This is a genomic window from Methanoregula sp. (assembly GCF_050010295.1).
In the GTDB taxonomy this organism is placed as follows: domain Archaea; phylum Halobacteriota; class Methanomicrobia; order Methanomicrobiales; family Methanospirillaceae; genus Methanoregula.
This window is the reverse complement of record NZ_JBEKLH010000011.1, coordinates 39226-61022: the sequence shown is the minus strand read 5'-3', so window position 1 is coordinate 61022 and position 21797 is coordinate 39226. Positions and strand designations below refer to the sequence as shown.

27 protein-coding genes are annotated in these 21797 nt (G+C 52.5%); 9 read left to right on the top strand and 18 right to left on the bottom strand.

Going from position 1 to position 21797, the window contains the following annotated elements:
* The 3 genes from ABSB80_RS12230 to ABSB80_RS12220 form a co-directional block, all read left to right on the top strand.
* On the top strand, window positions 1–663 hold a 663-nt coding region (locus ABSB80_RS12230), incomplete at its 5' end, for a hypothetical protein (RefSeq protein WP_428370909.1).
* 787 nt (window positions 664–1450) lie between these two features.
* Window positions 1451–2356 carry an HhH-GPD family protein gene (locus ABSB80_RS12225; RefSeq protein WP_428370908.1) on the top strand — a complete coding sequence of 302 codons (906 nt, stop codon included), beginning with the start codon at window positions 1451–1453 and terminating at the stop codon, window positions 2354–2356.
* A 157-nt stretch (window positions 2357–2513) separates the two neighbouring features.
* Window positions 2514–3038 carry a hypothetical protein gene (locus ABSB80_RS12220; RefSeq protein ID WP_428370907.1) on the top strand — a complete coding sequence of 175 codons (525 nt, stop codon included), beginning with the start codon at window positions 2514–2516 and terminating at the stop codon, window positions 3036–3038.
* A gap of 18 nt (window positions 3039–3056) precedes the next feature.
* Here ABSB80_RS12220 and ABSB80_RS12215 read toward each other — a convergent pair whose 3' ends face one another.
* From ABSB80_RS12215 to ABSB80_RS12170, 10 genes are all read right to left on the bottom strand, one after another.
* Window positions 3057–3233 carry a hypothetical protein gene (locus ABSB80_RS12215; protein ID WP_428370906.1) on the bottom strand — a complete coding sequence of 59 codons (177 nt, stop codon included), beginning with the start codon at window positions 3231–3233 and terminating at the stop codon, window positions 3057–3059.
* Between the two features lie 85 nt (window positions 3234–3318).
* Window positions 3319–3900 (bottom strand): cobalt-precorrin-7 (C(5))-methyltransferase, encoded by a 582-nt coding sequence (locus ABSB80_RS12210; protein WP_428370905.1) that lies wholly within the window; start codon window positions 3898–3900, stop codon window positions 3319–3321.
* A complete protein-coding gene (locus tag ABSB80_RS12205; protein ID WP_428370904.1) occupies window positions 3897–4901 on the bottom strand; it encodes a cobalt-precorrin-5B (C(1))-methyltransferase in 1005 nt (334 codons plus the stop codon). Before ABSB80_RS12205 ends, ABSB80_RS12210 begins: the two co-directional genes overlap by 4 nt.
* On the bottom strand, window positions 4876–5562 hold the full coding sequence (locus ABSB80_RS12200) for a precorrin-8X methylmutase (protein WP_428370903.1): 687 nt from the start codon (window positions 5560–5562) through the stop codon (window positions 4876–4878). The genes ABSB80_RS12205 and ABSB80_RS12200 overlap by 26 nt, the downstream gene beginning before the upstream one ends.
* A complete protein-coding gene (gene cobJ / locus ABSB80_RS12195) occupies window positions 5510–6295 on the bottom strand; it encodes a precorrin-3B C(17)-methyltransferase (RefSeq protein ID WP_428370902.1) in 786 nt (261 codons plus the stop codon). Before cobJ ends, ABSB80_RS12200 begins: the two co-directional genes overlap by 53 nt.
* Window positions 6279–7151: a cobalt-precorrin 5A hydrolase gene (cbiG, locus tag ABSB80_RS12190; protein WP_428370901.1), complete on the bottom strand. Its 873-nt coding sequence runs from the start codon at window positions 7149–7151 to the stop codon at window positions 6279–6281. The genes cobJ and cbiG overlap by 17 nt, the downstream gene beginning before the upstream one ends.
* The gene (locus tag ABSB80_RS12185) at window positions 7148–7882 is read right to left on the bottom strand and encodes a cobalt-precorrin-4/precorrin-4 C(11)-methyltransferase (RefSeq protein WP_428370900.1); all 735 of its coding nucleotides are present in this window, start codon (window positions 7880–7882) and stop codon (window positions 7148–7150) included. Before ABSB80_RS12185 ends, cbiG begins: the two co-directional genes overlap by 4 nt.
* Complete coding sequence (locus tag ABSB80_RS12180) at window positions 7869–8474, bottom strand: cobalt-factor II C(20)-methyltransferase (protein WP_428370899.1); 606 nt, start codon at window positions 8472–8474, stop codon at window positions 7869–7871. The genes ABSB80_RS12185 and ABSB80_RS12180 overlap by 14 nt, the downstream gene beginning before the upstream one ends.
* Window positions 8465–9007 carry a methyltransferase domain-containing protein gene (locus ABSB80_RS12175; protein WP_428370898.1) on the bottom strand — a complete coding sequence of 181 codons (543 nt, stop codon included), beginning with the start codon at window positions 9005–9007 and terminating at the stop codon, window positions 8465–8467. Before ABSB80_RS12175 ends, ABSB80_RS12180 begins: the two co-directional genes overlap by 10 nt.
* A 127-nt stretch (window positions 9008–9134) precedes the next feature.
* Complete coding sequence (locus ABSB80_RS12170) at window positions 9135–9641, bottom strand: hypothetical protein (protein WP_428370897.1); 507 nt, start codon at window positions 9639–9641, stop codon at window positions 9135–9137.
* A 405-nt stretch (window positions 9642–10046) separates the two neighbouring features.
* Here ABSB80_RS12170 and ABSB80_RS12165 point away from each other — a divergent pair, with 405 nt between their 5' ends.
* Window positions 10047–10388, top strand: a complete 342-nt coding sequence (locus ABSB80_RS12165) for a hypothetical protein (RefSeq protein ID WP_428370896.1) — start codon at window positions 10047–10049, stop codon at window positions 10386–10388.
* 362 nt (window positions 10389–10750) lie between these two features.
* Here the strand turns inward: ABSB80_RS12165 and ABSB80_RS12160 are convergent, their stop codons facing one another.
* Both ABSB80_RS12160 and ABSB80_RS12155 read right to left on the bottom strand, forming a co-directional pair.
* Window positions 10751–10966, bottom strand: coding sequence for a hypothetical protein (locus ABSB80_RS12160; RefSeq protein WP_428370895.1), 216 nt, complete (start codon window positions 10964–10966; stop codon window positions 10751–10753).
* 58 nt (window positions 10967–11024) lie between these two features.
* Complete coding sequence (locus ABSB80_RS12155) at window positions 11025–11198, bottom strand: hypothetical protein (RefSeq protein WP_428370894.1); 174 nt, start codon at window positions 11196–11198, stop codon at window positions 11025–11027.
* A gap of 199 nt (window positions 11199–11397) precedes the next feature.
* On the opposite strand from ABSB80_RS12155, the gene ABSB80_RS12150 reads away from it, so the two are divergent.
* Window positions 11398–11559 (top strand): hypothetical protein, encoded by a 162-nt coding sequence (locus ABSB80_RS12150; RefSeq protein ID WP_428370893.1) that lies wholly within the window; start codon window positions 11398–11400, stop codon window positions 11557–11559.
* 7 nt (window positions 11560–11566) lie between these two features.
* Here ABSB80_RS12150 and ABSB80_RS12145 read toward each other — a convergent pair whose 3' ends face one another.
* The 5 genes from ABSB80_RS12145 to ABSB80_RS12125 all read right to left on the bottom strand — a co-directional run bounded on the left by ABSB80_RS12145 (window position 11567) and on the right by ABSB80_RS12125 (window position 17930).
* Entirely contained in the window at window positions 11567–12841 is a 1275-nt protein-coding gene (locus ABSB80_RS12145; RefSeq protein WP_428370892.1) for a DNA methyltransferase, read from the bottom strand.
* Complete coding sequence (locus tag ABSB80_RS12140) at window positions 12817–13782, bottom strand: hypothetical protein (protein WP_428370891.1); 966 nt, start codon at window positions 13780–13782, stop codon at window positions 12817–12819. Before ABSB80_RS12140 ends, ABSB80_RS12145 begins: the two co-directional genes overlap by 25 nt.
* Before the next feature lie 18 nt (window positions 13783–13800).
* Window positions 13801–16077: a toll/interleukin-1 receptor domain-containing protein gene (locus ABSB80_RS12135; RefSeq protein WP_428370890.1), complete on the bottom strand. Its 2277-nt coding sequence runs from the start codon at window positions 16075–16077 to the stop codon at window positions 13801–13803.
* A 166-nt stretch (window positions 16078–16243) separates the two neighbouring features.
* A complete protein-coding gene (locus ABSB80_RS12130) occupies window positions 16244–16726 on the bottom strand; it encodes a DUF5804 family protein (protein WP_428370889.1) in 483 nt (160 codons plus the stop codon).
* A 43-nt stretch (window positions 16727–16769) separates the two neighbouring features.
* Window positions 16770–17930 (bottom strand): proteasome-activating nucleotidase, encoded by a 1161-nt coding sequence (locus tag ABSB80_RS12125; protein ID WP_428370888.1) that lies wholly within the window; start codon window positions 17928–17930, stop codon window positions 16770–16772.
* An 11-nt stretch (window positions 17931–17941) separates the two neighbouring features.
* Here ABSB80_RS12125 and ABSB80_RS12120 point away from each other — a divergent pair, with 11 nt between their 5' ends.
* Window positions 17942–18388: an aconitase X swivel domain-containing protein gene (locus tag ABSB80_RS12120; protein WP_428370887.1), complete on the top strand. Its 447-nt coding sequence runs from the start codon at window positions 17942–17944 to the stop codon at window positions 18386–18388.
* A 256-nt stretch (window positions 18389–18644) separates the two neighbouring features.
* Here the strand turns inward: ABSB80_RS12120 and ABSB80_RS12115 are convergent, their stop codons facing one another.
* On the bottom strand, window positions 18645–19160 hold the full coding sequence (locus ABSB80_RS12115; protein WP_428370886.1) for a hypothetical protein: 516 nt from the start codon (window positions 19158–19160) through the stop codon (window positions 18645–18647).
* A 157-nt stretch (window positions 19161–19317) separates the two neighbouring features.
* Here ABSB80_RS12115 and ABSB80_RS12110 point away from each other — a divergent pair, with 157 nt between their 5' ends.
* The 3 genes from ABSB80_RS12110 to ABSB80_RS12100 all read left to right on the top strand — a co-directional run bounded on the left by ABSB80_RS12110 (window position 19318) and on the right by ABSB80_RS12100 (window position 21592).
* Window positions 19318–19773, top strand: a complete 456-nt coding sequence (locus ABSB80_RS12110; protein WP_428370885.1) for a hypothetical protein — start codon at window positions 19318–19320, stop codon at window positions 19771–19773.
* A 62-nt stretch (window positions 19774–19835) separates the two neighbouring features.
* Complete coding sequence (locus tag ABSB80_RS12105; RefSeq protein ID WP_428370884.1) at window positions 19836–20954, top strand: TIGR04013 family B12-binding domain/radical SAM domain-containing protein; 1119 nt, start codon at window positions 19836–19838, stop codon at window positions 20952–20954.
* Complete coding sequence (locus tag ABSB80_RS12100; protein ID WP_428370883.1) at window positions 20951–21592, top strand: metallophosphoesterase family protein; 642 nt, start codon at window positions 20951–20953, stop codon at window positions 21590–21592. Before ABSB80_RS12105 ends, ABSB80_RS12100 begins: the two co-directional genes overlap by 4 nt.
* Window positions 21593–21797 lie beyond the last annotated feature (205 nt).

The window sequence follows — 21797 nt, the reverse complement described above, 5'->3', positions numbered from 1 at the left end:
CTTGCGTCCAGCAACACGAATGGCGGTGGAACAGTCAACGCCTTCAACTATGGCCTACCCACTGACACCCCGATAAGAGGAAACTGGAGCGGTCAGGGTGCTACCGTAGGAGTATTCCGGTCTTCAACCGGTACGTTCTACCTTGCGTCCAGCAACACGAATGGCAGTGGAACAGTCAACGCCTTCAACTATGGCCTACCCACTGACACCCCGTTAGCAGGAGACTGGAGCAGTCAGGGTACTACCGTAGGAGTATTCCGGTCTTCAACCGGTACGTTCTACCCTGCGTCCAGCAACACGAATGGCGGTGGAACAGTCAACGCCTTCAACTTCGGCCTACCCACTGACACCCCGATAGCAGGCAGATGGACGAACAGTCAGGGTACTACCGTAGGAGTATTCCGGTCTTCAACCGGTACGTTCTACCTTGCGTCCAGCAACACGAATGGCGGTGGAACAGTCACTGCCTTCACCTTTGGCCAGGCCGGTGATATACCGGTAGTAGGAGACTGGAGTGGTCAGGGTTATGACACCGTAGGAGTATTCCGGCCATCGACCGGTACGTTCTACCTTGCGTCCAGCAACATGAATGGCGGTGGAACAGTCACAGCCTTCAACTATGGCCTACCCACTGACACGCCGCTAGCAGGCAAATGGATCTGAACGCAAAAAAATAGAATCAGTGAGGGGGGTTTCATCCCCTATCATTTTTTGTTATCGTTCTTTTCAGCGAGCCTTATTCTCATCATGGCCGGGCATCTTGCTTGGAAGATGAGGCACACCATACACGGTATGTGGCCATATCGTTTTCGCATTGGCAGCGTGTGGATCGGTGCCTCCATGCAGGTCTTGGCCCAGACATCCTGCGCGTCATCCCATCGAAATGCACAGAAATCAGACTGAGAAACTTGAGCGCAAATCCTATGTGTAAATCGATGCCGATTTTTACATGAAATTTTACGTGAATTTCCGTATTGATCTGTGTGCGGATCAGACCACGGAAAGACACGGACAAACACGGAGAAATACAGTGGACGTGGTGACAGCGCGAAAGACGTGGCGTTTTCTATCCAAGCACCCACATATCGTTGCTCCATGTTCCGTGCGCCCATATGGTCATGCCTTGATGTAGCTTACCGATCTCCTAAAGACCTGTGGGCGCGTCCCGGTTGGTCAATGTCATATGCAATCAAATGCGAATACATGCGGATCGAAAAGAACCCGTGTTTTGGCCCTTGGCTCCTTCTTGATCTGCCAAGTGGCTTCTGATATCATATCGTTATCTTCCCCGGATTCTGTCAAGTCTTCGGGAGTTATGACAAATACTACGTCGAAAAATATATGTCCCCTCCCTCAGACTTGACAGAGCCCAAACAGAAAACAGATTATTCAGATTATGTCATGACCTGAACGGTTATCATGCAGGCAGAGGATATCCTGAGACACGAAAATGCGCCATCCTCCAAAAAATACTCCGGTCGCCAATTGTCAGTCAACGCCCGATACTGCAAAATTCAATCTTTCAGGGAATGACAGTACGATTCCCAGTATTCCGGGGTTCCAGCGCATCGTCCTCTCGCACTATGAGCAGTACGGCCGCACGATGCCATGGCGGAGCACCCCCGATCCCTACCCGGTTCTCGTCTCGGAGATCATGCTCCAGCAGACACAGGTCGACCGGGTCATGGCGAAGTTCCCGGCATTCATCTTCGCTTTTCCTGACTTTGCCTCCCTTGCCGCTGCACCGATCCCGGACGTGCTTGCCGCCTGGCAGGGACTGGGGTATAACCGGCGGGCCCTGGCACTCCGCAATTGCGCAGAAATTGTCATGAGCCGGTATGGGGGTGTCCTTCCGGCCGATCCCGGCATTCTTTCCGGCTTCCCCGGTATCGGCCACGCAACCGCCTCGTCCATCTGCGCGTTCGCCTTTAACATGCCGGTCGTCTTCATCGAGACCAATATCCGGCGGGTCTTCATCCATCACTTCTTTCCGGGAACCGGGGAGGTCAGCGACAGCGAGATCCTTCCCCTCGTCGAACAGGCCCTTTACCGGGAGAACCCCCGCGTCTGGTACTGGGCGCTGATGGACCTTGGTACTGCCCTTAAAAAGGTCGTTCCCAACCCGAACCGCCGCCGCAGGCACTATGCCCGGCAGTCCGCGTTCGAGGGGTCGGACCGGCAGGTCAGGGGGATGGTACTCAGGCTGCTGCTCGCCAAGGGGGAGATGGCCCAGGACGAGATTGCCGGGAACTGTTCCTCTGATAAAGAGCGGGTCCTGAAGGTCCTCGCCGGGCTCGAACGGGACGGGTTCATCCGGAGAAAAGGAGAGATACTGGCCCTTTCCAGCGGAACCTGATCTTACCCATCGGGACTGGTTGAAGCGGGTATGCCCGCTTAAATCCCTTCCTTTTTCCAAGGCAGGCGGCCCGGCTCCAGCGGGTACTAACCAAGATTTGATATGAGGGTATTCACCATACATCGATCAGCAGATCAGCAGAAAGGGTGACGAGGACATGACGGACACTGGTCAGATCCCCGACGAGGTAAAATGGCGCATCGCAGCGGACTTTGCCGCACGGCTCCCGGCACTCTACGAACAGGCGTTCCGGAGCGTGGTCGGTGAACGCTACGACGAGATCGAGCAGGAAGTCTGGATGGAACTTTCGCGCACCGCGTTTACCATCGCCCACAACCTCGCGCTCCCGGTTGGTAACGCCCTGGAACTCGCGGATTCCCTGCGGGTCGTCATGAACATCCTGTTCGGCCCGGAGTTCAGGGGCGAGACGCTGGACGTCTCGAAGGACGGGGCAGTCATTCTCGTGAAGCGGTGCCCTTTCCTCTCCCAGGAATACGATTCCGGCAGCAGCGGCGAGCAGGTATTCCACCGCTGCATGGCATTCGTCCTGATGAGCACCCCCGGCCTGAACAAAAAATATTCAGCCCGGTACGTGCGCACGATGTGCACGGATGACCGCCAGTGCGAGATCAAGATAGCGGAGGGAGAACCGGAAGCAGCGGACGCGAAGAAAAAGAAATAACGGGGCAGAGGGGGCGCGTTATTTCAGGTAATACCCGACAACTACCAGCACCAATCCAAGGTAGAACATGAGGCTGAAATACTGAGAAATCCCCGGAAAAACGGTATCGAAGTTTTTTAAATATGGTATAAACAGCAGGATCAGACCGACGATAAATGACACGATACTCATTTGCGTTTTTGTTGCCTTGTCCATGGAAACAAACCTTCTTTCATGAATTATCGGGTTATGGACTAAAAAAGGTGTGCTGCCGGCCTGCGGTCCGCTCCATCACCATGGTTCAAAAATTCCCGATGAACAGCGAGTAAAGAGCGGTAGAAGGTTCAGGAGGGGACTGGATAGTTTTGACGAGGATCTTCTCCTCGGGATACCCGAGGTTCTCGCAGAGTGCGACCTGGATGGGAGGAGTGAGAGTTGCAAGCCGGGCATACAGCTCCATGACATTGAACTTCGGGTCGGCAAGGAGAAAGACTATCTTTCCCCGCTTCACCTCGTCCACGGTCTCGGCCATGCCCTTCTCGTGACCCCTCCCATGGGCTACGACGACGGAGACCCGCGAGAGAGGGATATGGAGCCGGGCGGATGCGAGCTGGAGGGACGAGATGCCAGGGATCACCTCTCCGGAAAGGTACCCAAGCCCGGCGAGCATGGGATCCCCGGTCGAAAGTATCACTGCGTCGCTATGGAGTCTGGACAGGTTCTTGTAATCGTCGATCGACTTGATCTGACAGCCCTCGGGCAGGTATGCCCGGGCAAGCCCGATTGCCCGCTCGGAGCCGAATACCATCCGTGCTCTCCTGAGTTCCTTGATTGCCTGCTCGGTGAGCATCCCCGGGCCGCAACCGACACCGATAATTTTCATGGACTCTCCCCGATAACCGTACCGTTCCTGTTTACGAGTATGACCCTGACATCGGGACGAAGCTGCCGGAAGCCCGCAAGGGTCGTTTCAGCGATCGCTGCAAAGCCCGGCGTTACCGAGAGTTCCTCCACGGTCGTTGCACCGGTCCCGTCAAGGATCCCGGGACTGATATACCGGAGGATGAGGGCCGGGAGCCCGCAGAGGACGACCTTTCCGCGTGACGCCGCAAGCGCCTCGCCGATCTTCCCGCCAATGAGGATCACGTCCCGGTCCGGAAAGAGGAGGCGTGCGTAGCGCAGGCCGATGCGCCCGGTGGTCAGCACGGGATGCTCTGCCGATGCAACCCGTTCGGTCACCGACTCGGTGAGGTGGTCGTCCCAGGGTTCGACCAGCCCGGTAGTTCCGAGAATGGAGATCCCGCCTTCAACGCCGACACGCGGGTTCAGGGTCTGCTGCGCAATGTCCCGCCCTTCCGGAATATGAAGGGTCACCCGGACTCCGGGAAGCCCGGTGATATCGAGTGCTTCCCGGACCGAAGAGTGCAGGCATTCGAGCGCCGGCGGGCTCACGGCGGGGGCCCCCTTCTTGTACCGGGGGGTATCCCGCGAGAACCTGCCAACCCCCTCGCCGAATACGAGATGGACCCCGTGGGAATACGGGACTGCTTCGGCAACGAATTCTATCCCAGCAGTAACATCCGAAGGGTAATCCCCGCCGAATTTCCTGCCGGATGCCCGCCCGCCGTGTGCGTCTGCCGGGACATCGACAACGAGGCCGCACGGGATCCGGACCGGGACTGATTTCACGTCCCCGGACCGGGAAAGGACTGCGGCCTTGGACACGCCGGCAGCGGTCGTGCCGGTCGTAAAACCCCGGACAAGGACGGTGCCGGACGAGGTCAGGACTGCGAGGCCTTGTTTCACCAGCGTGAGCCTGCCGGGTGACCGGCACTTCCTCACCCAGGCTTCCGGGTATTCAAAGCCGCTGACCGGGTCCAGCATCTCCGTTACCCTCGATGAAGATGGTGACGCACTCGTTGATCGCTGCGACGGCAACCGGCGTACCCCCCCGCGTCCCCTCGGTCGAGATGGACGGGATATCGATGGTGCGGAGGAGTTCCTTGGACTCGGCCGCGTTGACAAAACCCACCGGAACCCCGATGACCACCGCAGGCCTGACACCTTCCCGGATCATCGCGCAGAGCGTGATGAGGGCCGAAGGCGCGTTGCCGATGACGATTATCGAGCCGTCCACCTGTCTCCGGAGGGCGATGAACCCGGCCGAACTCCGGGTGATCCCCCGTTCCGACGCGATCTCCGCCCCGGAGTCCAGGGCGCAGAGTACGGGGCAGGCGTGCCCCTTCTTCTGGATGCCCGCCTGGACCATCCGGATATCGGTGATGATCGGTGCACTGCGCCGGAGTGCCCCGAGCGCAGCGGGGACCGGGTCGTGCCGGAACCGCATCAGCTCCGCCATGCCGAAATCGCCCACTGCCACGGAACACCGCTGCTTCACGCGGTCCTCGTCAGTCGTATTGCCGATAACTCCCCGGGCAAGGGTGCGTGACTTTTTTGAGATCTCGTACGCTTCCTTCGTCTCTGCGCCGGGATCAATATACGTATTTGCGGTGGTATCCCCGTGGCGTGATAATTCCTTTGACATTCTCTCCCCTCCTCCAGATCCTGCTCTCGCTTCCTCCGATGATGACGGTGCTGTGCATATCAACGGTCCCCTCACACTTCTCTGCCTCGCCGAGCGTGGTGATAATTATCTCCTCGCCGTCCCGGAGCGCGTTTTTGACGATCGCTACGGGCGTTGAGGCGGCGAGGTATTTCCGGGCATGACTGACCGCGAGTGCGAAGTTGTGCGGCCGCCCCCGGCTCTTCGGGTTATAGAGCACTACCGGGATGCCGACAGAAAAGACCGCGTCGAGCCTCTGCTCGATCACCTCCAGCGGCGTGAGGAGGTCCGAGAGGCTGATCACGGCAAAATCCCCCGAGAGCGGAGACCCGACCCGGGAGGCTGCGGCATTCGCCGCCGTCACCCCCGGGATGACCTCGACATCGACTGCAGCACCGCTGTTCTCAAGCACCTCGAGCACGATGCTCGCCATGCCATAGACCCCGGCATCGCCCCCGGAGACGATGGCAACAGCATGGGAGCGGGCGAGGTCGATGGCCTGCTGTGCCCGTTCCACCTCCTTGCCCATCGAGCTCCGGATCACGTTCTTGCCTGCCAGCAGCGGCCCGAGCGGCTCCAGGTACGAGGCATTGCCGATCACGTACTCGGCGGCGGCAATCGCCTTGAGAGCCCTCGCGGTCATGTATTCCCGCCGTCCCGGGCCAAGCCCTACGATGGTGAGGCCGCCGCGGGGTTCTTCAGCGTGCGATGGCAACCGTAACTCTCCCGTATACGTTCTTTCCCATGACGAGTTCCTTCTTCCTTGCAATGGCCAGTGCGCAGGGTTCGGCCACACCCTGCAGCCCGATCCGCGTGGCCCGGGATTTCGAGACCCCCCGCTGTGCGTTTATTGTTTCATCGTCAAGGAATATTAAATTGCCAGAGAGGGCCGAGATCCCCTCCGCAAGACCCGTCTCGCCCAGCTTCTTTTCCGTGGTGGCAAAGACGAGCACCTCGGTTTTGGAAATCCCCGAATCCAAAAGGGCTGCCCGGACCGCGTCCACCACTTCCCCGGAGGTTATTCCTTTCCTGCACCCGATACCTACCGTGTATTCGCCTTTCCTCAGAAGGACCGATACACCGGGGGCGGCGATGACAATCCCGGGCCCGCTGACGGCATGGACCGGGACATCGGCATCGAGCAGGGCCGCATTCACCGCCCGGGTCGAGTCCCGGTTGAGGACGGAGAACCCGCCCCGCTCCGCGATACCTTCGACAGAATCGCGCCCGGTCGCCTCGGTCGCCGTTGTGATCACCGGGCAGAGCCCGAGCCCGGACAATTCCCTTGCAAGGCTGTTGGCGCCGTGGTGGCCCCCCAGCAGGGGGACCGCATACCGCATATCCGGGCTGACGACAACAACGGCCGGGTCGTTCCACTTGTCCGTGAGGAGCGGGGCGATCCTGCGCACGACAATCCCCATGGACATGACCGCAACGATCCGCCGTACCTCCGGGAACAGTTCAGGAAAGATCTCCGGGGTATACTCCCGCACTTCCGCACCGAGGAATACGCCAATCCGTTCTGCTTCCTTCCGGAAGCGGGGGAGTGCGATGACCACGGTGTCAGTCATGAGTAGAGGTGAGAGCGGGCATACCCGGATTCTGTTCCCCGGACCGCCCGCCCCACGATGAGGAGTGCGGAACGGGTGATGCCGGCGTCCCGTGCTTTCTCTGCAATATCGGCAACCGTTCCGCTGATGATCGTCTGGTCAGGCCAGGATGCATGGTAGACGACGACTGCCGGCATATCGCGGGGGCAGCTCAGTTTCGCCGTGATCTCCGCGAAATGTCCGCTGCCCAGGAAGAACGCCATCGTGGCCGGGAACTGCGAGAGGGCGGCGATGGAGTCCGTTTCAAGGGTTTTTCCCGCAGGGCGCGTGATGATCAGCGTATCCGAGACGCCTTTTGGCGTGAACTCAGTACCGAGCGCCGCAGCAGCGGCAAAGACCGAGGAGACCCCCGGGACGATCCTGACCGCCAGGTCCCTGCGTTCCAGTTCCGCGATCTGCTCGACGATCGAGCCGTAGAGGGCAGGGTCGCCGGAGTGGAGGCGGACAACGGTCTTTCCCTGCATCGCCCGCTCCGCCATGAGGGAGACGATGGCATCGAGCTGCATGCCCCAGCTGTCCACCTTTTCCGCTGCCGGGCTTGCAGCGACAAGGGCCGGGTTGACAAGGGAACCCGCGTAGACAAGGAGATCGGCCCTGTCGAGCAGTGCCTTGCCCCGGACCGTGATGAGTTCGGGGTCGCCCGGGCCTGCCCCGACGAACCAGATGACATTCCAGTCGTCATTTCCGGGCATACATCACGCTCATGTAATCGCTTTCCGCCGGGAGGTCCTCGTTCCGGTAGATCTTCATGTCCGGGAAATACATCCGTTCCACGAGCACGAAATCGCGGTAGCCCTCGGCCCGGAGCCCGGCCGCCATCTCCTGCGGCCTGCGCACTTTCAATACGACCCGTGAACCGGCGTCGGTACCGTCCGAGACGGAGAACCCGGAGTTGACCGAAACCCCGGCAGCGGCAGCGAACGCTGTGATGGAACTGATGCCCGGTTCGGTCCTGAAGCCGATACCGGGGTGCTTCTCCGCGATCACGGCACAGAGGCGCGAGAAGGTGGAGAAGAAGTTCGGGTCCCCGAGAATGCCGAAGACGGCAAGACCCGATAAAGCCACGGGAGCGATCTTCTCCGCATTCTCCTCGAGGCACGTCCGTATCCGCCCCTCATCCTCCGTCATCGGGAAGGTGAGGAGGACGGCCTCGCGGTACGGGGCGACGAGGTCGGCGGCGATCCTGCCCGGTACGAAGACAACGTCCGCTTCCTTCAGGAGACGAACGGCCCGGAGGGTGAGGAGCTCGGGATTTCCCGGCCCGAGACCGAGGCCTACGAGCATGCAGCACCCCGTCCGACGATCACGTACACGGGATCCAGGGGTTTGAACATGATGCTGCCGGCAATCCCGTGCGAGCGGGCGACCTGCACCTGAACGGCTTCAACGAATATTCCCAGCTCCTGCAGTTTCGACACCGCTTCCGCGAGCGTGCTCACGAGGACGGCGTTGATGACAATCGCCCCCCTCACCTTTTTGGCAAGCAGCGGAAGGATCTTCGGAAGCCGCCGGGTACCGCCGACAAAGGCACAGTCATAGACCGTGTCCTGTCCAAGAAACGCCACGGCATCATTGCAGAAAAATTCGATATTGTTCACACCTGCCCTGTCCGCAGTATGCCGTGCCGTGGCCACCGCTTCCGGTCGCAAGTCGAGAGAGAAAACCTTTCCCGCACGCTGGGCGAGCGCAACCGAGACCTTGCCGGTCCCGCACCCGATCTCGAGGACCGTCTCTTTGCCGATCAGGCCCAGCTTGAAGAGAGCAACTGCCATGACCTCGTCTTGGGTCGGGCCGCCGGCAAGTTTCGGTTCGGACATCTTCTCAAATTTTGTTGCGTTAAGGTATTAATGCTTGTTTTACTGGCGGTGGACGGGTACCAGGGATTATGGGGATGGCCGGTTTATTCATATCTCCCGGCTAGGGAAATGGCACCATAGTGGTTCTTTAGGAAATCAATGTTTTTAACTCATTTTCAATATTCTCTAACCGATTCGTGATTTCTGTTTGTCTAACTCTTGCTAATACTTCGTCTTGAACGTCCTTAAGAAAATTTAAAGTAATTATAGCCAGTGATATAGCTAATCCCTCGAATGAAAGGACTAACCCGTAATAAGTATCTTTTTCACTACTTGTTGGCAAATTCGCAACTAATTTATTTAGATTGGATATACCCCCAAAGAAATAAATTGCAATAATCAACATAATAGCGCCCAAAAATGTTAAAAACCAATCAGACCGGCGATAATAAAAAATTAAATTCTTTATTTTTTTTGGTCTATCTTTCTTATTTTCATCCGCATCTTTAATTAACTGGCCAATACATATTGTGAGCGTTCCCCATAAAATAAAAATGAGCATTCCAAAAATATAATCGGGTAAAATTACATTTGACATAGCGGAATATCCTACTTTTAAATACCAATATTTTTCGGATAGAATTAAAAATTTCATTATTTCAATCTTGTCTTCTATAGGGACTGGAATTGATTTGTGGATTATTGGGTCGCAAATTTTTTATATAGACGTTATTAAACGGCATTTTTTATATCCGACTTAATCCGATTATGACATCTTGGACATTGAACCTTAACCGGTTTCCTTGATCGTTCCAGACTGCCGAGCCGTGATCCCATATATGTCCACTCGTACTGACAACGATGACAAGTTACCAGACAGGAGGTATAGAGGCAATCCATTGGTCAGTATTCAATAGAATGAGATTATGAGGAATAGCTGGACGTGGAGCGAAAGTGCATATACCGATGAATTAGTTTGAATGGTCAAAGGTCCGGTCGACGCGCTCCATTTTTAAATTCACAGGAACGGAGAAAGAACGCGGCAGGACGCGGGACCGCGATGGACCGTGACCTGCTCCGGGAATCCTGGCTTGAATTCATCCTCTTCTGCCCCGGCCTTACGGTCTTTGTCCGGGTCCGGCGGTGCCGTTCGCACATCATGTGCCCGGATGATTGTGCCGCGGAATGTAAACAGGATGTCCTGCACCTCCACAGGGTGCCGCTGACCGGAGTTACCGCCCGCGAACTCTGGCTGTTATCACCTTGGGGGACCTGGCAGTTTTTCCGCATTCTCGACGACCGGCTCATCGAGATCCGGGCAGACGGAACCCCGGTACTACAGGGAGTGGTGCCCGGGGTCCCGCCGTCCCGCCCCGTATCATCGTCGGAGAGTGGGAAATGAGATCTCCTTTTTTGACATAGGGGGGTCTCACCCCCCTATTTTGGTGAAAAAGGCCAATCCGGGCTCGTATAGGGCTTATTTTCCATTTTTCCGGACTTAAGCGACCGGCCTGTTTCGGCCCTTTTTTGAGGGGGTTTTTCGGGAAATGCTGATACTGCCCCGGATTACCAGACCGGGCTTTTTACGGGGGATAAAACCGGCCTGTGTAGATCTGTTTGGTTAGAGGATCGGGCAAGGAGATGGGGTTTTGGTTGTGGTGGGGGTGGCTGAAAGGAAAAGGTATCGACGGTGAACGACGGTACCGGTGAGGGTCTGACGCTCAACGGGACTTTCACCCCAGCCGCGTGGGCTTCCCCAGAATATTAAATTGTTACGCCCCTCACTCCTACCCCTTTGCCCACCACACCAGCACCGCGAGGACCACAATGAGAACTAAGAAAAAAAACGACCGGCACGTACGCCGAACCCTTGAAAACGACCAGCACAATGTCCAGCACCATTCCGAGAGTCAGCCCCCCAATGATGCCGACAATGAGGTGTTTGATCGTGCGGTCTTCGAATATGGTGAAATCCGGCATGCTTATTTCATCTCTGGTTGCAGGAGATGAAAGAATTTACCCGGCATAAAAAAGAAAATCAATCATCATCGTCATCATCCCCCTCGTACCTCTCATTGTTCGGGTTAAGCTGGTCCGAATGATTGTTCATCGCGTCATGATAGGCATCGTTGTTCGGGTTCATCGAATTGGACCGGTCATCGTTTGAACTGTGCCCATGGCCGCCTCCATGGCCTCCACCACCTCTTCCCATCGATCTCACCTCCTACCAGCAGTCTTCTGCTGAATAATTCCCAATACTCACTCCGTGATGAAAAGGTTTATTCTGGCGTTTTACCTCAATCGGCTGTGGCAGAGTATTTCGGTTCCGGGACCTGCACTCATTTTTTAGAATGAATTATCCGACCACCACGCAATCATCGTAAGAAATAAGTATACTCTACCGGTTCTTCGTGACCTCGCGGATCGCGTATGACGGCTCGCACGAGAGCCGGGTCCATGAGTTCATCGACCCGAAGTTCCTCCGGATCGATCCAGGGGTTGCCGGGCGGGCTGAAAAAGCTAGGGGAATTGTGGAGAAACTGCTGGGATCCGGTGAGGAAGTATTCATATGAGCGGACATCATGTTTTTTTGAAAATCAATAAATTCTCATTTTTCATAATTCCACTATGGCCATTTCTTATTATTGGCAATCTCCTATCCCTAATTTTGTCAGAATATATTGAAAATAGATGAAATCCTTCAGTTTCAGATATTTCATTAATTAATTCGTGAGTGGGAATTTCAACATTCGTTATTTTGTTGTCACCAATTACGATGGAGAAAAAAGATCCAGATTCTAAAAGATTATTGCATTCATGAATAACTTTTTTCATGTCAAGAATATATTTGGAGAAAATTACTGAATTTTTCTTGTTAATATCTAATAATTCTAAACGATATCTTTCAGACATAGGATAGGGTAATTTCAAATTATGATTGAAATGCGATTGTAAGATTCGATCGCTCCCAATTATATCTCGTGATAGTTTCTTCATTTCTCCATCGCAAATTTCATTTAAAAAAAATAATTGAAATTTCGATGAACGATAATAATCTTGGGCGTTTAAATAAGGGGGTGAGGTGATAATGGAATCAATTTTTTCATTTTTTAATATTTGCGATAAATTACGTGAATCTGCATGTAAAATTTTATAATTTGAAATTATTTTTCGATTTTTTAATTTTAATAAATACTCCTCCTCATATTTAATCCAAATTTGTCCCTGTGCAAAAAAAATTTTAAAGGGATCAAAATGTTTTCCTATGCGATGTTGTTGTGACCGTTTTGAGATAAATGGCTTCGGTCCCCGAATATCTGCTTTAGAACACTCCCGAATTATTGAGACAAAAAGTGCTCTCCAAAAAGTTGAATACTCTGTATTAAAACAAAAAATGTTATTATCAAGAACTGTTTTTATAGCCCCTAATTTTCTTAGTGTTGCCGGTGTAAACCAATAGTTCGCATTAAAGAAAGAATATTCATATGGATTCTTGCATGAACTAAATTCTATTAATAATTGGTGTAATTGGCTTCTCAACAGTTCCACGTTCATTGGCGTTGCCTTCGCCTGGGAAAGAAGCACGGCTAGCGGGTTTAAATCGACCCCAATGGCACTGCGCCCTTCAATTACCGATTGTATTACCACGGATCCACTTCCACAAAAAGGATCAAGAATAGTTTGTTTGGGCTTGGACGTTTTTTTAATTAAGAATTTTGCCATGTGCGGAATCATTTTGGCTGGATATTTGTCAAAACCATGAGTTAGATAATTTTTTTTAGGAATTTCGGGAAATGCATTTTTTAAATCAATTAATTCCCGTTGGAGATTTATTCCGGAGAGATCAACTGCCATGTTCTGCCAATTCCTTTAGAATAAAAAGCTTCATTATGTTGACATGGAGGTGCATACACGATTGAGAATTTACCTTTATGTTGTCTCCAAAATAGATAAAGCCCCAATGCTTGCGGTTTTGTTCCTAATGGGGATATACTACAATGGTATTTCCTGAGATCATATTTACCACGGTTTCCAAATAATCTTTCCAATTTTTCTAACATTAAATGGGGATTTAATGAGTCGATCGATTCGACTTTATCGGCTCCAATAATTTCAATTAAATTTTTATTCATCTCTTCTGTACGACCCTTCCATTCAGGATGATATGGTGGATCAGGAATAAATAAAATTGTCTCGTTAGGTTCAAAATTATTTACTAGTGCCATAGCTCGATCCCCTTCGTATCCCAAAAAAATTGCAAGGAGATTTTGTTTATTCAAAGATTGTGTAGTTACGAATCCGGTAATAGTATAGATAGGAAGGATTCCAAAAGACATCGGTAAATATAAATTTGATGTATATTCTTTTGGTTCAGAATAAAAAATTCTTGTCGAATTAAATAAATCGTTTTTATCCAAATAATTGAGCAAGAGCGTCAAATGTTTTTTTGTAAATGTAGTAATATCAATTGAAATTGTAATTTTTTTTGAATCAATTTTAATTTTGTTAAGTTTTCGAATCAAAGTTTTTATTGAGAGCAAGGGATCAGATTCTGATGCTGGGATTATCTCAAAAGAACCTTTTGACTTTAAAATTTCAGAAATTTTTTGTGTATGTTCTTCTCTTCGCAGATCCGGTTTATCATATATGAAAATAAATGCTTTCGAATAATTGTAGTTAGCACTCAGTCTTTTTATGGTACCTAAACATCTCTCTTCAAAGCTTGAACATCCAATAAATACTTCATTTTCATTTAAATTATCAATTTCTTCAACTTGTAATATTTTTTTATTCATTTAACCACCGGACGAGCTCTAAAAAGTTAGTGTTTTCTGTGACTTAATTTTTCGTGATTTCTTAGGCACGGGGGATACTTTTTGAATTAATTTTGCCTTAATTAATTCCCTAGCATCTGGATTAATTAATCCTTCAAGATCATCTATGCTGAATGAAGTCCGCCAGCGATATTTTGGAGAAAATTGAAGGACTGGCGAATAAATTCTATTTAAAATATATTCTTTTGGTTGTACATTAGAGGCATGTTTTGGTCTAATCCCACCAATCCCCACAAATGTTTGCATTACACTGTGCATTTCTGCCAAATCTAATATTTTTGTAATTTTCTCATGAGATTTTTCGGATAAACTTTGAGGATCACTAATTGAAATACGAGCAGACTCAGGTTCAGTTAGGTGATTAAGTGTTTTTGCTCTGAAAATGTCCCCTAGGTCAATAACTAGTCGATGGATATCTGACCCATATTGAACAAGATTCTTACGAATATTATAAAGATAAAAGCTGGATAAAGCGTATACAGCATCTGATTGATGTTGAATTTTGATAGGTTTACCAGATTTTACATCTACATTATCCTGGACAGCAAAATAATAAGATGTTCCACATAATTCTAGGAAATATCTGATAATTCCCGAAGATAATATCATCAAATCATCGAAACCGGAAAATTGTCGTCTTTTATGCTTTTTCGCAAGAACTCTATATAATGCTCCAATTTCAAGTCTTTTTTTAATTTCAATTTGTTCTGATTTGTCTAAAGAAGAGAAATTCACATTTTTCTGCATCTGAAGCATTTGATCAATCATCTCCTCAATCTCGGATTCGAGACCAGAAAATGGAGATCTTGTCTCAAGAATCTTTTCAATGTAGGTTTCTGTAAAGCCTTCGTTTTTCAAGGTTCTTTGACATATATCGATTAATAACCTTTTATAAAATGTACGGTGAGTCGCTTTTGATAAATCATAATCAAGGTCAATACGATTATAATCATGACCTTCCTCAATTTCTTGTCTTTCCAATGTTTGTGGATTTTTAAACCCGGTTTTTTTAGAAGAAATTTTAATAGAGAAATATCCTTGTTCTGACCATTTAACCAGGGTATTCACAACAACCTTTTGAAATGATATGAGATTTTCGTATTCATCCAGTAGGAAATAAATTGTTTTACCATTCAAATCAGAAATTGTATTGATGATTGTTCTACATACAGCTCGAAGTTTATCTTTACTAATAAATACACCAGGATATTTTCCGGTTTCGCCAAGAATTTTTCTCGATAGATAATCATTGAGAATCCCCAGTTCTTTTTGAATAGCCTCTTTCAAATCAACAAAACTATTTATCGTGGTTATTGCCTGCCCAGAATAGATTTGTTTACCAATATTTTGACTCAATTCCACTTCCAGTTTCGTGGATATGTCCAATATGTTCTTATCGGAACAGGAGGAAATTTCATCAATTAATGAATTGATTAATTGAAAATTAAATTCGGTTAAAAATAAAATACTTGCTTGATTTTCAGTGATATGGTCGAGAATATTTCCCGCCTGCGTTGCAAAAGAACCCTGAGTTAATCGACAATATATACCGTAATAAGGAAGATTTGTTTCTCTAAATGACCTTTTTCTCATTCTATAGGCACAGACTTGGGCGATCATTGATTTCAAAATCATCGTTTTCCCAGAGCCTCGGCCCCCTTCAATTCGAGTTGGCTTAATTTCGATAATTTTATCATAACGCCCCGGTTCTGGTCGTGCAAAGGAATCAGCCAATATTTGTAAGCTTTCAAAATTTTCTGTTCGGACTCTACGAAAAGGATTATCTGCACTCAACGCTCGAATTTTTGAATGGACTTGCGCAAATTCTTCTTCAGGAGTTAGTGCTTTAATTAGATCCGGTAAGCATTCCTCAAAAGATTTTGAATCAAATCTCACAAGGAATTTATCACGAAGTACTTCTTTTAATCCTGGAGGGAGGATTTTTTTCAATGATTCCCAATTCTCCCCCTCTTTTACTATAGGAATTACCTTGAAATCCTCCTCATCAATTTCTTTGACTATTGCTGTTTGAAGTTCCTTTTTAACCCAATTCGAATTAATTGAATTTTCCGATAATATTGGAAGTAAAAAATCAGAATTGCTAATTTCGTCGAAAATTTTTATTATTAGTGAGTCCCCCGGTTTCAGAATTTTTTTATCAAGTGTTACACTTAGCGATGGAGTTTCCAGTTCTTTTACAAGCCTATCGACAAATAATGAATCTTCATGTGAATACGTTATGAAGGCTTTTTTCATGGTCCAATTTCCATTGAGTGTAATTGAGGCTTAATCTTTTCTTTTCAAAAGATCCACAAAACTTATAAAATAAGTTATTTTCAACTAGATCCCTCCACCTCCTCCGGATTTCCGGAAGATCTTCCTCACCAGGGATTTGGGCTATGAATGGCCCGGAGCACGGGATCTACTCTTCCCCACCCTCCGCCACCTCCTCCACCTCCACCAGCTCCCCCAGCTCGTCCTCCGTGCACCAGACCTCGACCGAGGCATCGACCCCGGCGTACTCCTGCTGGTACTCCCCGACCGTGGAGCCGGGCGACATGACGAGGTTGGTGATCAGCTTCCCTTCCCGGAAACCGTAGAGCCTGCGGTGAGACCACGACGGGCCGAGGACTGCCGTCCGCTCGTAATAGACGTCCTGCGCCAGCTGGTGGGTGAACCAGATCCCGTTCTCCCACTCAAAGAGCGCCTCCCGCATGTAGCGGCGGATGTACCAGCGCAGTTCGGAGACGAGCGAGAGGGCGCTCCCGAGCGTTGCACAGGAGATGGAGACCCCGCAGGACTTCTTCCTCGGCCGGTAAAACCGCAGGATCATCCGGCTCGTCTCGGATGCAAAAAGGGTATGGTGGAGGTCGATGCCGTCCCGCTGGATCAAGAGGATGTCCATCCGTATCTCCCAAGAACGGGATACCTGGCCCGCGGAGTGGCGGTCAGGTATACATGCGGTTGTCGGTCACGGCCTCGTTCTTCACCTTGCGGACCGCCTCGGTGAAATCCTTCATCCCGATCAGTTCGGCTTCCCTGCGCACTGCCATCATGCCGGCCTCGCGGCAGACCGCTTCCAGCTCGGCACCGGTGGCGTTCTCGGTCATGCGTGCGATCTCTTCCATGTCGACCACTTCGAGGTGCATCTTCCGGGAATGGATCTTCAGGATCTGGAGCCGGGCATCCCGGTCCGGCAGCGGGATCTCGATCAGGCGGTCGAACCGCCCGGGCCGCAGGAGTGCCGGGTCGAGCATGTCGGCGCGGTTCGTGGCCGCCATGATCCGCACGTCCCCCCGGGTGTCGAACCCGTCCATCTCGGCGAGAAGCTGCATCAGTGTCCGCTGGACCTCGGCGCTGCCGGAAGTCCCGTCATTGGTCCGCATGCTGCCCACCGCGTCGATCTCGTCGATGAAGACGATGGCAGGGGCGCGTTCCCGCGCAAGCTGGAAGAGTTCGCGGACAAGGCCGGCACCCTCGCCGATGAACTTGTGGACGAGCTCGCTGCCCGACATCCGGATGAAGGTGGCCTTCGCCTCGTGCGCCACGGCCTTTGCGATCAGGGTCTTGCCGGTCCCCGGGGCCCCGTAGAGCAGGATGCCCTTCGGGGGTTCGACCCCGACGCGCCGGAATATCTCCGGTTTCGTCAGCGGGTATTCCACCGCTTCGCGCACTTCCTTGATCTCGTTGGCGAGCCCGCCGATCTGGGCGTAGCTGATCTCGGGCGACTCCTCGAGTTCCATCACCCGGACCCGCGAGTCGTAGATATTGCCGATCACTTTCACGATCGAGAGCGCATTATTGACCGCGACCTTGGCGCCGGGCTTTAAGAGCGGGCGGATCTCTTCGGGGGCATTGGTCAGGTATTCCTGGTTGTTCCCCTGCTGGCGGAGGTAGATCTCGCCGTTCTCCAGGATGTCCACGACAACGGCGACGAAGAGCGGCATGCGCTTGAGCTGGTTGTTCTCGCGCTTGAGCTGGCCGTTCTCTTTCTGGAGCTCGTCGACCTTCACCTTCAGGTCGAGGAGTGCTGCCTCGAGCTCGTTGACCTGGATCTGGTACTTGAGCTCGTGTGAGGGGGCGGTAGTATTGACGGCAGTCTCTTCCATATCACTCTTATATGTTCATCTTCAACCATTTATGTGGTGTTATTTTGCACATCAGCGGAAGAGGGATATCACGGGGGAGAGGCAGCGGGCCGCTCCTCGTCAGTCCGGTGCCGATCTCGTTCCTGTCGGGAGTCGACCCGGAGACGGGAGTCATTGTCGAGAAAGGACACCCGCTCCAGGGTACCGGGATCGCCGGCCGCGTCCTCGCGTTCCCGTACGGCAAGGGCTCGACGGTCGGCTCCTATGTCCTCTATGCCCTGAGCCGGAACGGGCATGCCCCGGCTGCCATCGTCAACACGGAGGCAGAAGCGATCATCGCTACCGGCGCCATCATCGGCAGGATCCCCATGATCGACCGGATCGGGGTCCCGCTCACCCGGCTGAAGAGCGGGGTACCGGTCACGGTCGACGGCGACCGTGGCGGGCTGGACTACGACGGCCCGCTGAATGACGAATGATACATGCCCCCTGGCGGGTTCCGGTAACCGGGTGAGGTATCATGAAACCTGGTACCTGCAAAGGGGGTAAGAAAGATCCGAAGAATCTCTCCGGTAATTTGCCGCAATCAGGGCACTCCAGCCTATGGCGTCCCTGTTCCTCTTCAGTATTTTTACTCTCAGGAGATGGGGATACCGGTACCGGGATCATTGTCGTTTCAGGAATGCAATCCTCACCGGTACCTTTGAGAAACGTATCATAGTTCTGATAAAAATGTCAGATAGTCTGATCAAAAATCACCTTTGTTGCCCCATCGCTAAAATGCCCGACTGCAACAAGATGGTTATCTGAACCCGTTACCGGGAACGTTTCATGGGTTCCGATGGGCAATGAGGTCTGTCCGCTCCCAGGGGGGATGCTCATCTCACCGGTCTCCGCACCGTTGATGGACAGGGTGACCGCTACAAGATATGCAGCATCCTGCCCACCCCGGTATGTCGCAGTAATTGCCGTGCCGTTATCGGTTGCTGTCATTGCTACCACATACGTCCTCGGCGATCCTCCCGTCCGCGGAGGGTTATTATTTTGCCGGGCATGTGAGTCCGGGGTCGAGAACGCAATCGATAAGGACGAGCCTCCGCTGCCGGATTGCTCCGGGGTCTGGGCAGGTGTTACGGCATTTCCGGTCGGTTGTGCCTGACTACTGCCTGGATATTGTGTGCATCCGGCGAGAGCTATCCCCAACAGAAGGACCAGCGAGATGACAATTATAGCAAGACAGGACTTTTTCATAGCTGATCTCTCCATCCAATCATAATAAAAAATGGGTTGCCGGTATTGTTTCAAAAGTCCCGCTCCGTACCGCGCCGTGATCCAATCCACGAAGTTTCTCAGATGGGCAGGAACCCCAAGCGCAAGCATCATATAACACCGGCTCACAGGTTCTGGTATGCAGGATACCATTGCGCTGCCGTTGACATTACTTCTCTGCGCAGCAATACTTTTTGCCGGATGTACTGGTTCACCGGGCCCGGCAGGCACGTCATCGCCGCCGACAGGCACCGCTTCCGGATCAGCCCCGGCCGGGGGGAGCCTTACCACCTCACCGACCGATGCGATGCCGGCGAACATCGCGGAGACGCTGACCGTACAGGAAAAAGTGTACGACGGTACTATCCCGGTTATCTTTAATGGAGGCATGGAGCAGAACCTGATAGCGGCTATTAATGTAACCCTCTATCGGGCAGATGGCCAGATCGTTACCAGAACGATTGGGACAAAAAAAGGTGACGAAGTAATCCTCCAGGGCACGAAACAGACCGACCGGGTTGTCGTGTACATGACCATGATGAACGGCGTGACCTACAAAGTCGCCGATGTCCTCAGCCCGTACACGGTCCATTAACAGATGCCGGAATCCACGAGCACTCTTTTTATTCATCTGCCAAATACACTCCTTCGTTCATCATGCAGGTCAACTGGCGGGTCATCCACGCGGCCCGGAATTCCCAAGCGGTCCTGAGCGCTGCCTGTGAACGTGACGGGATCCGGCTGAATCCTGTCAATACGCCGGCCGGGGATGTCACCTGCTACAGCCTCAACTCGATCAATGCACCCTGGTACCGGGACGAGATAGCCCGGGCCGGCTGCATCACCATCGCGGGCGGGCCGCATGCCACGGCCTGCCCCCGGGAAGTGGCGGAGTATGCCGGTTATGTCGTCACCGGCGAAGGGGAATATACGCTCCCCCGCCTTCTCAGGGACCTCGAAAACGGGGGCGACGGCCATATTCCGGGGGTCGTCACCGGGGATCATGCAGTGCAGGCCGACACCTGCGTGAACCTCAACGCGTACCCGGCATTTTCCGGCATGAAAGGCTATGTCGAGATCTCCCGGGGCTGCCCGTTCTCCTGCGGCTACTGCCAGACCCCGCAGATCTTCGGCCACTGCATGCGGCACCGCTCCATCGATGAGGTTGCCCGGTACGCGAACCGGTACGGGCAGGCCCGGTTCGTCTCTCCCAACGCGTTTGCGTACGGGTCCGACGGGGTCCATCCCCGCTGGGACAAGATTGAGCATCTCCTCAAATCCCTCCGGCACGAGATCTATTTCGGCACGTTCCCAAGCGAGGTGCGCCCGGAATTTGTCTGCTCCGAGTCGCTCTCGCTGGTAGAGCGATACTGCGCCAATACGAAGCTCCACTTCGGGGCCCAGTCCGGCAGCGACCGGGTCCTCGGCCTCCTCGGCCGGGGCCATTCGGTCGGCGATGTCGTCCACGCAGTCGAGCTCTGCCGGGATTGCGGTATCCAGCCGGTCGTGGACTTCATTGTCGGGCTCCCTTTTGAGACTGACGAAGACCAGCGAGCGACTGCCGATCTGATAGCCTGGACGGCCCGGTCCGGGAAGATCCATGTCCACCGCTTCCTCCCCCTGCCCGGGACCCCGCTTGCCGGGACAACCGCGCGTCCACTCCTGAAGGATGTGGAAAAACTCTGCGGAAAACTGGCATTATCGGGCAGGCTCACGGGTTCGTGGAACGATCCTGAGATAAGGTTTTTTAGACACCCTTCAAATGATATACCATGAAAGATGTGCTTCTGATAGCAGATCTCCATGGTCAATTCGGTAAAATTGATTCATTTCTGGAGTTGAGTCCAGAAGCGGTATTTATTGCAGGCGATATCACCAATATGGGTCCCGTTGACGCGGTCGATGACGTGCTCTCGCGCATCGACGTGCCGTGTTTTGCAGTGCCCGGCAACTGCGACCCGCGTGAGATCCTCGATACGCTCGAACACTCGGATACGGTGTGCATGCACGGCGCCCAGATCAACCTCGGGAAGATGACCCTTGTTGGCGTAGGGGGTTCAAACCCTACACCCTTCGGGACGCCGTTCGAGCTGACCGACAAGCAGATAGATGACGTTTTGCACGGCGCGATGAGGAAGATGGAGAAGACGGTCCACAACGTCCTCCTCTGCCATGCACCCCCGTTCGAGACGCTCGACAGGGTGAACGGCGACCACGTCGGCAGCCACAGCATCCGGAAGCATATAAAGTCCTTCGACCTGGTCTGCTGCGCCCACATCCACGACCAGCGGGGCGTGATGGACATCGACGGAGTCAAGATCATCAACCCCGGCCCGGCAATGGACGGCTACTGTGCCATGCTCCACTTCGGCACCGAGGCCCGGGACATCAAGGTTGAACTGCTGACGGTCTGAATGATCAGCAGTTAAGGTCAGGGAGGCGGAAAAGTCCACCGGCCAAATAATCTCTATTCGTTTTAAATTCTACACGATCTCTGACTGACTTTTCTCTTTTCATGATGACGCTCTCGGGGGTGTCGAATCTCATCAGAGATGAGACAGGAGAAGAACCCGAACGGTTCTTCGACCTATCGGACATGCTTCGAAGAACTCTTGCGAG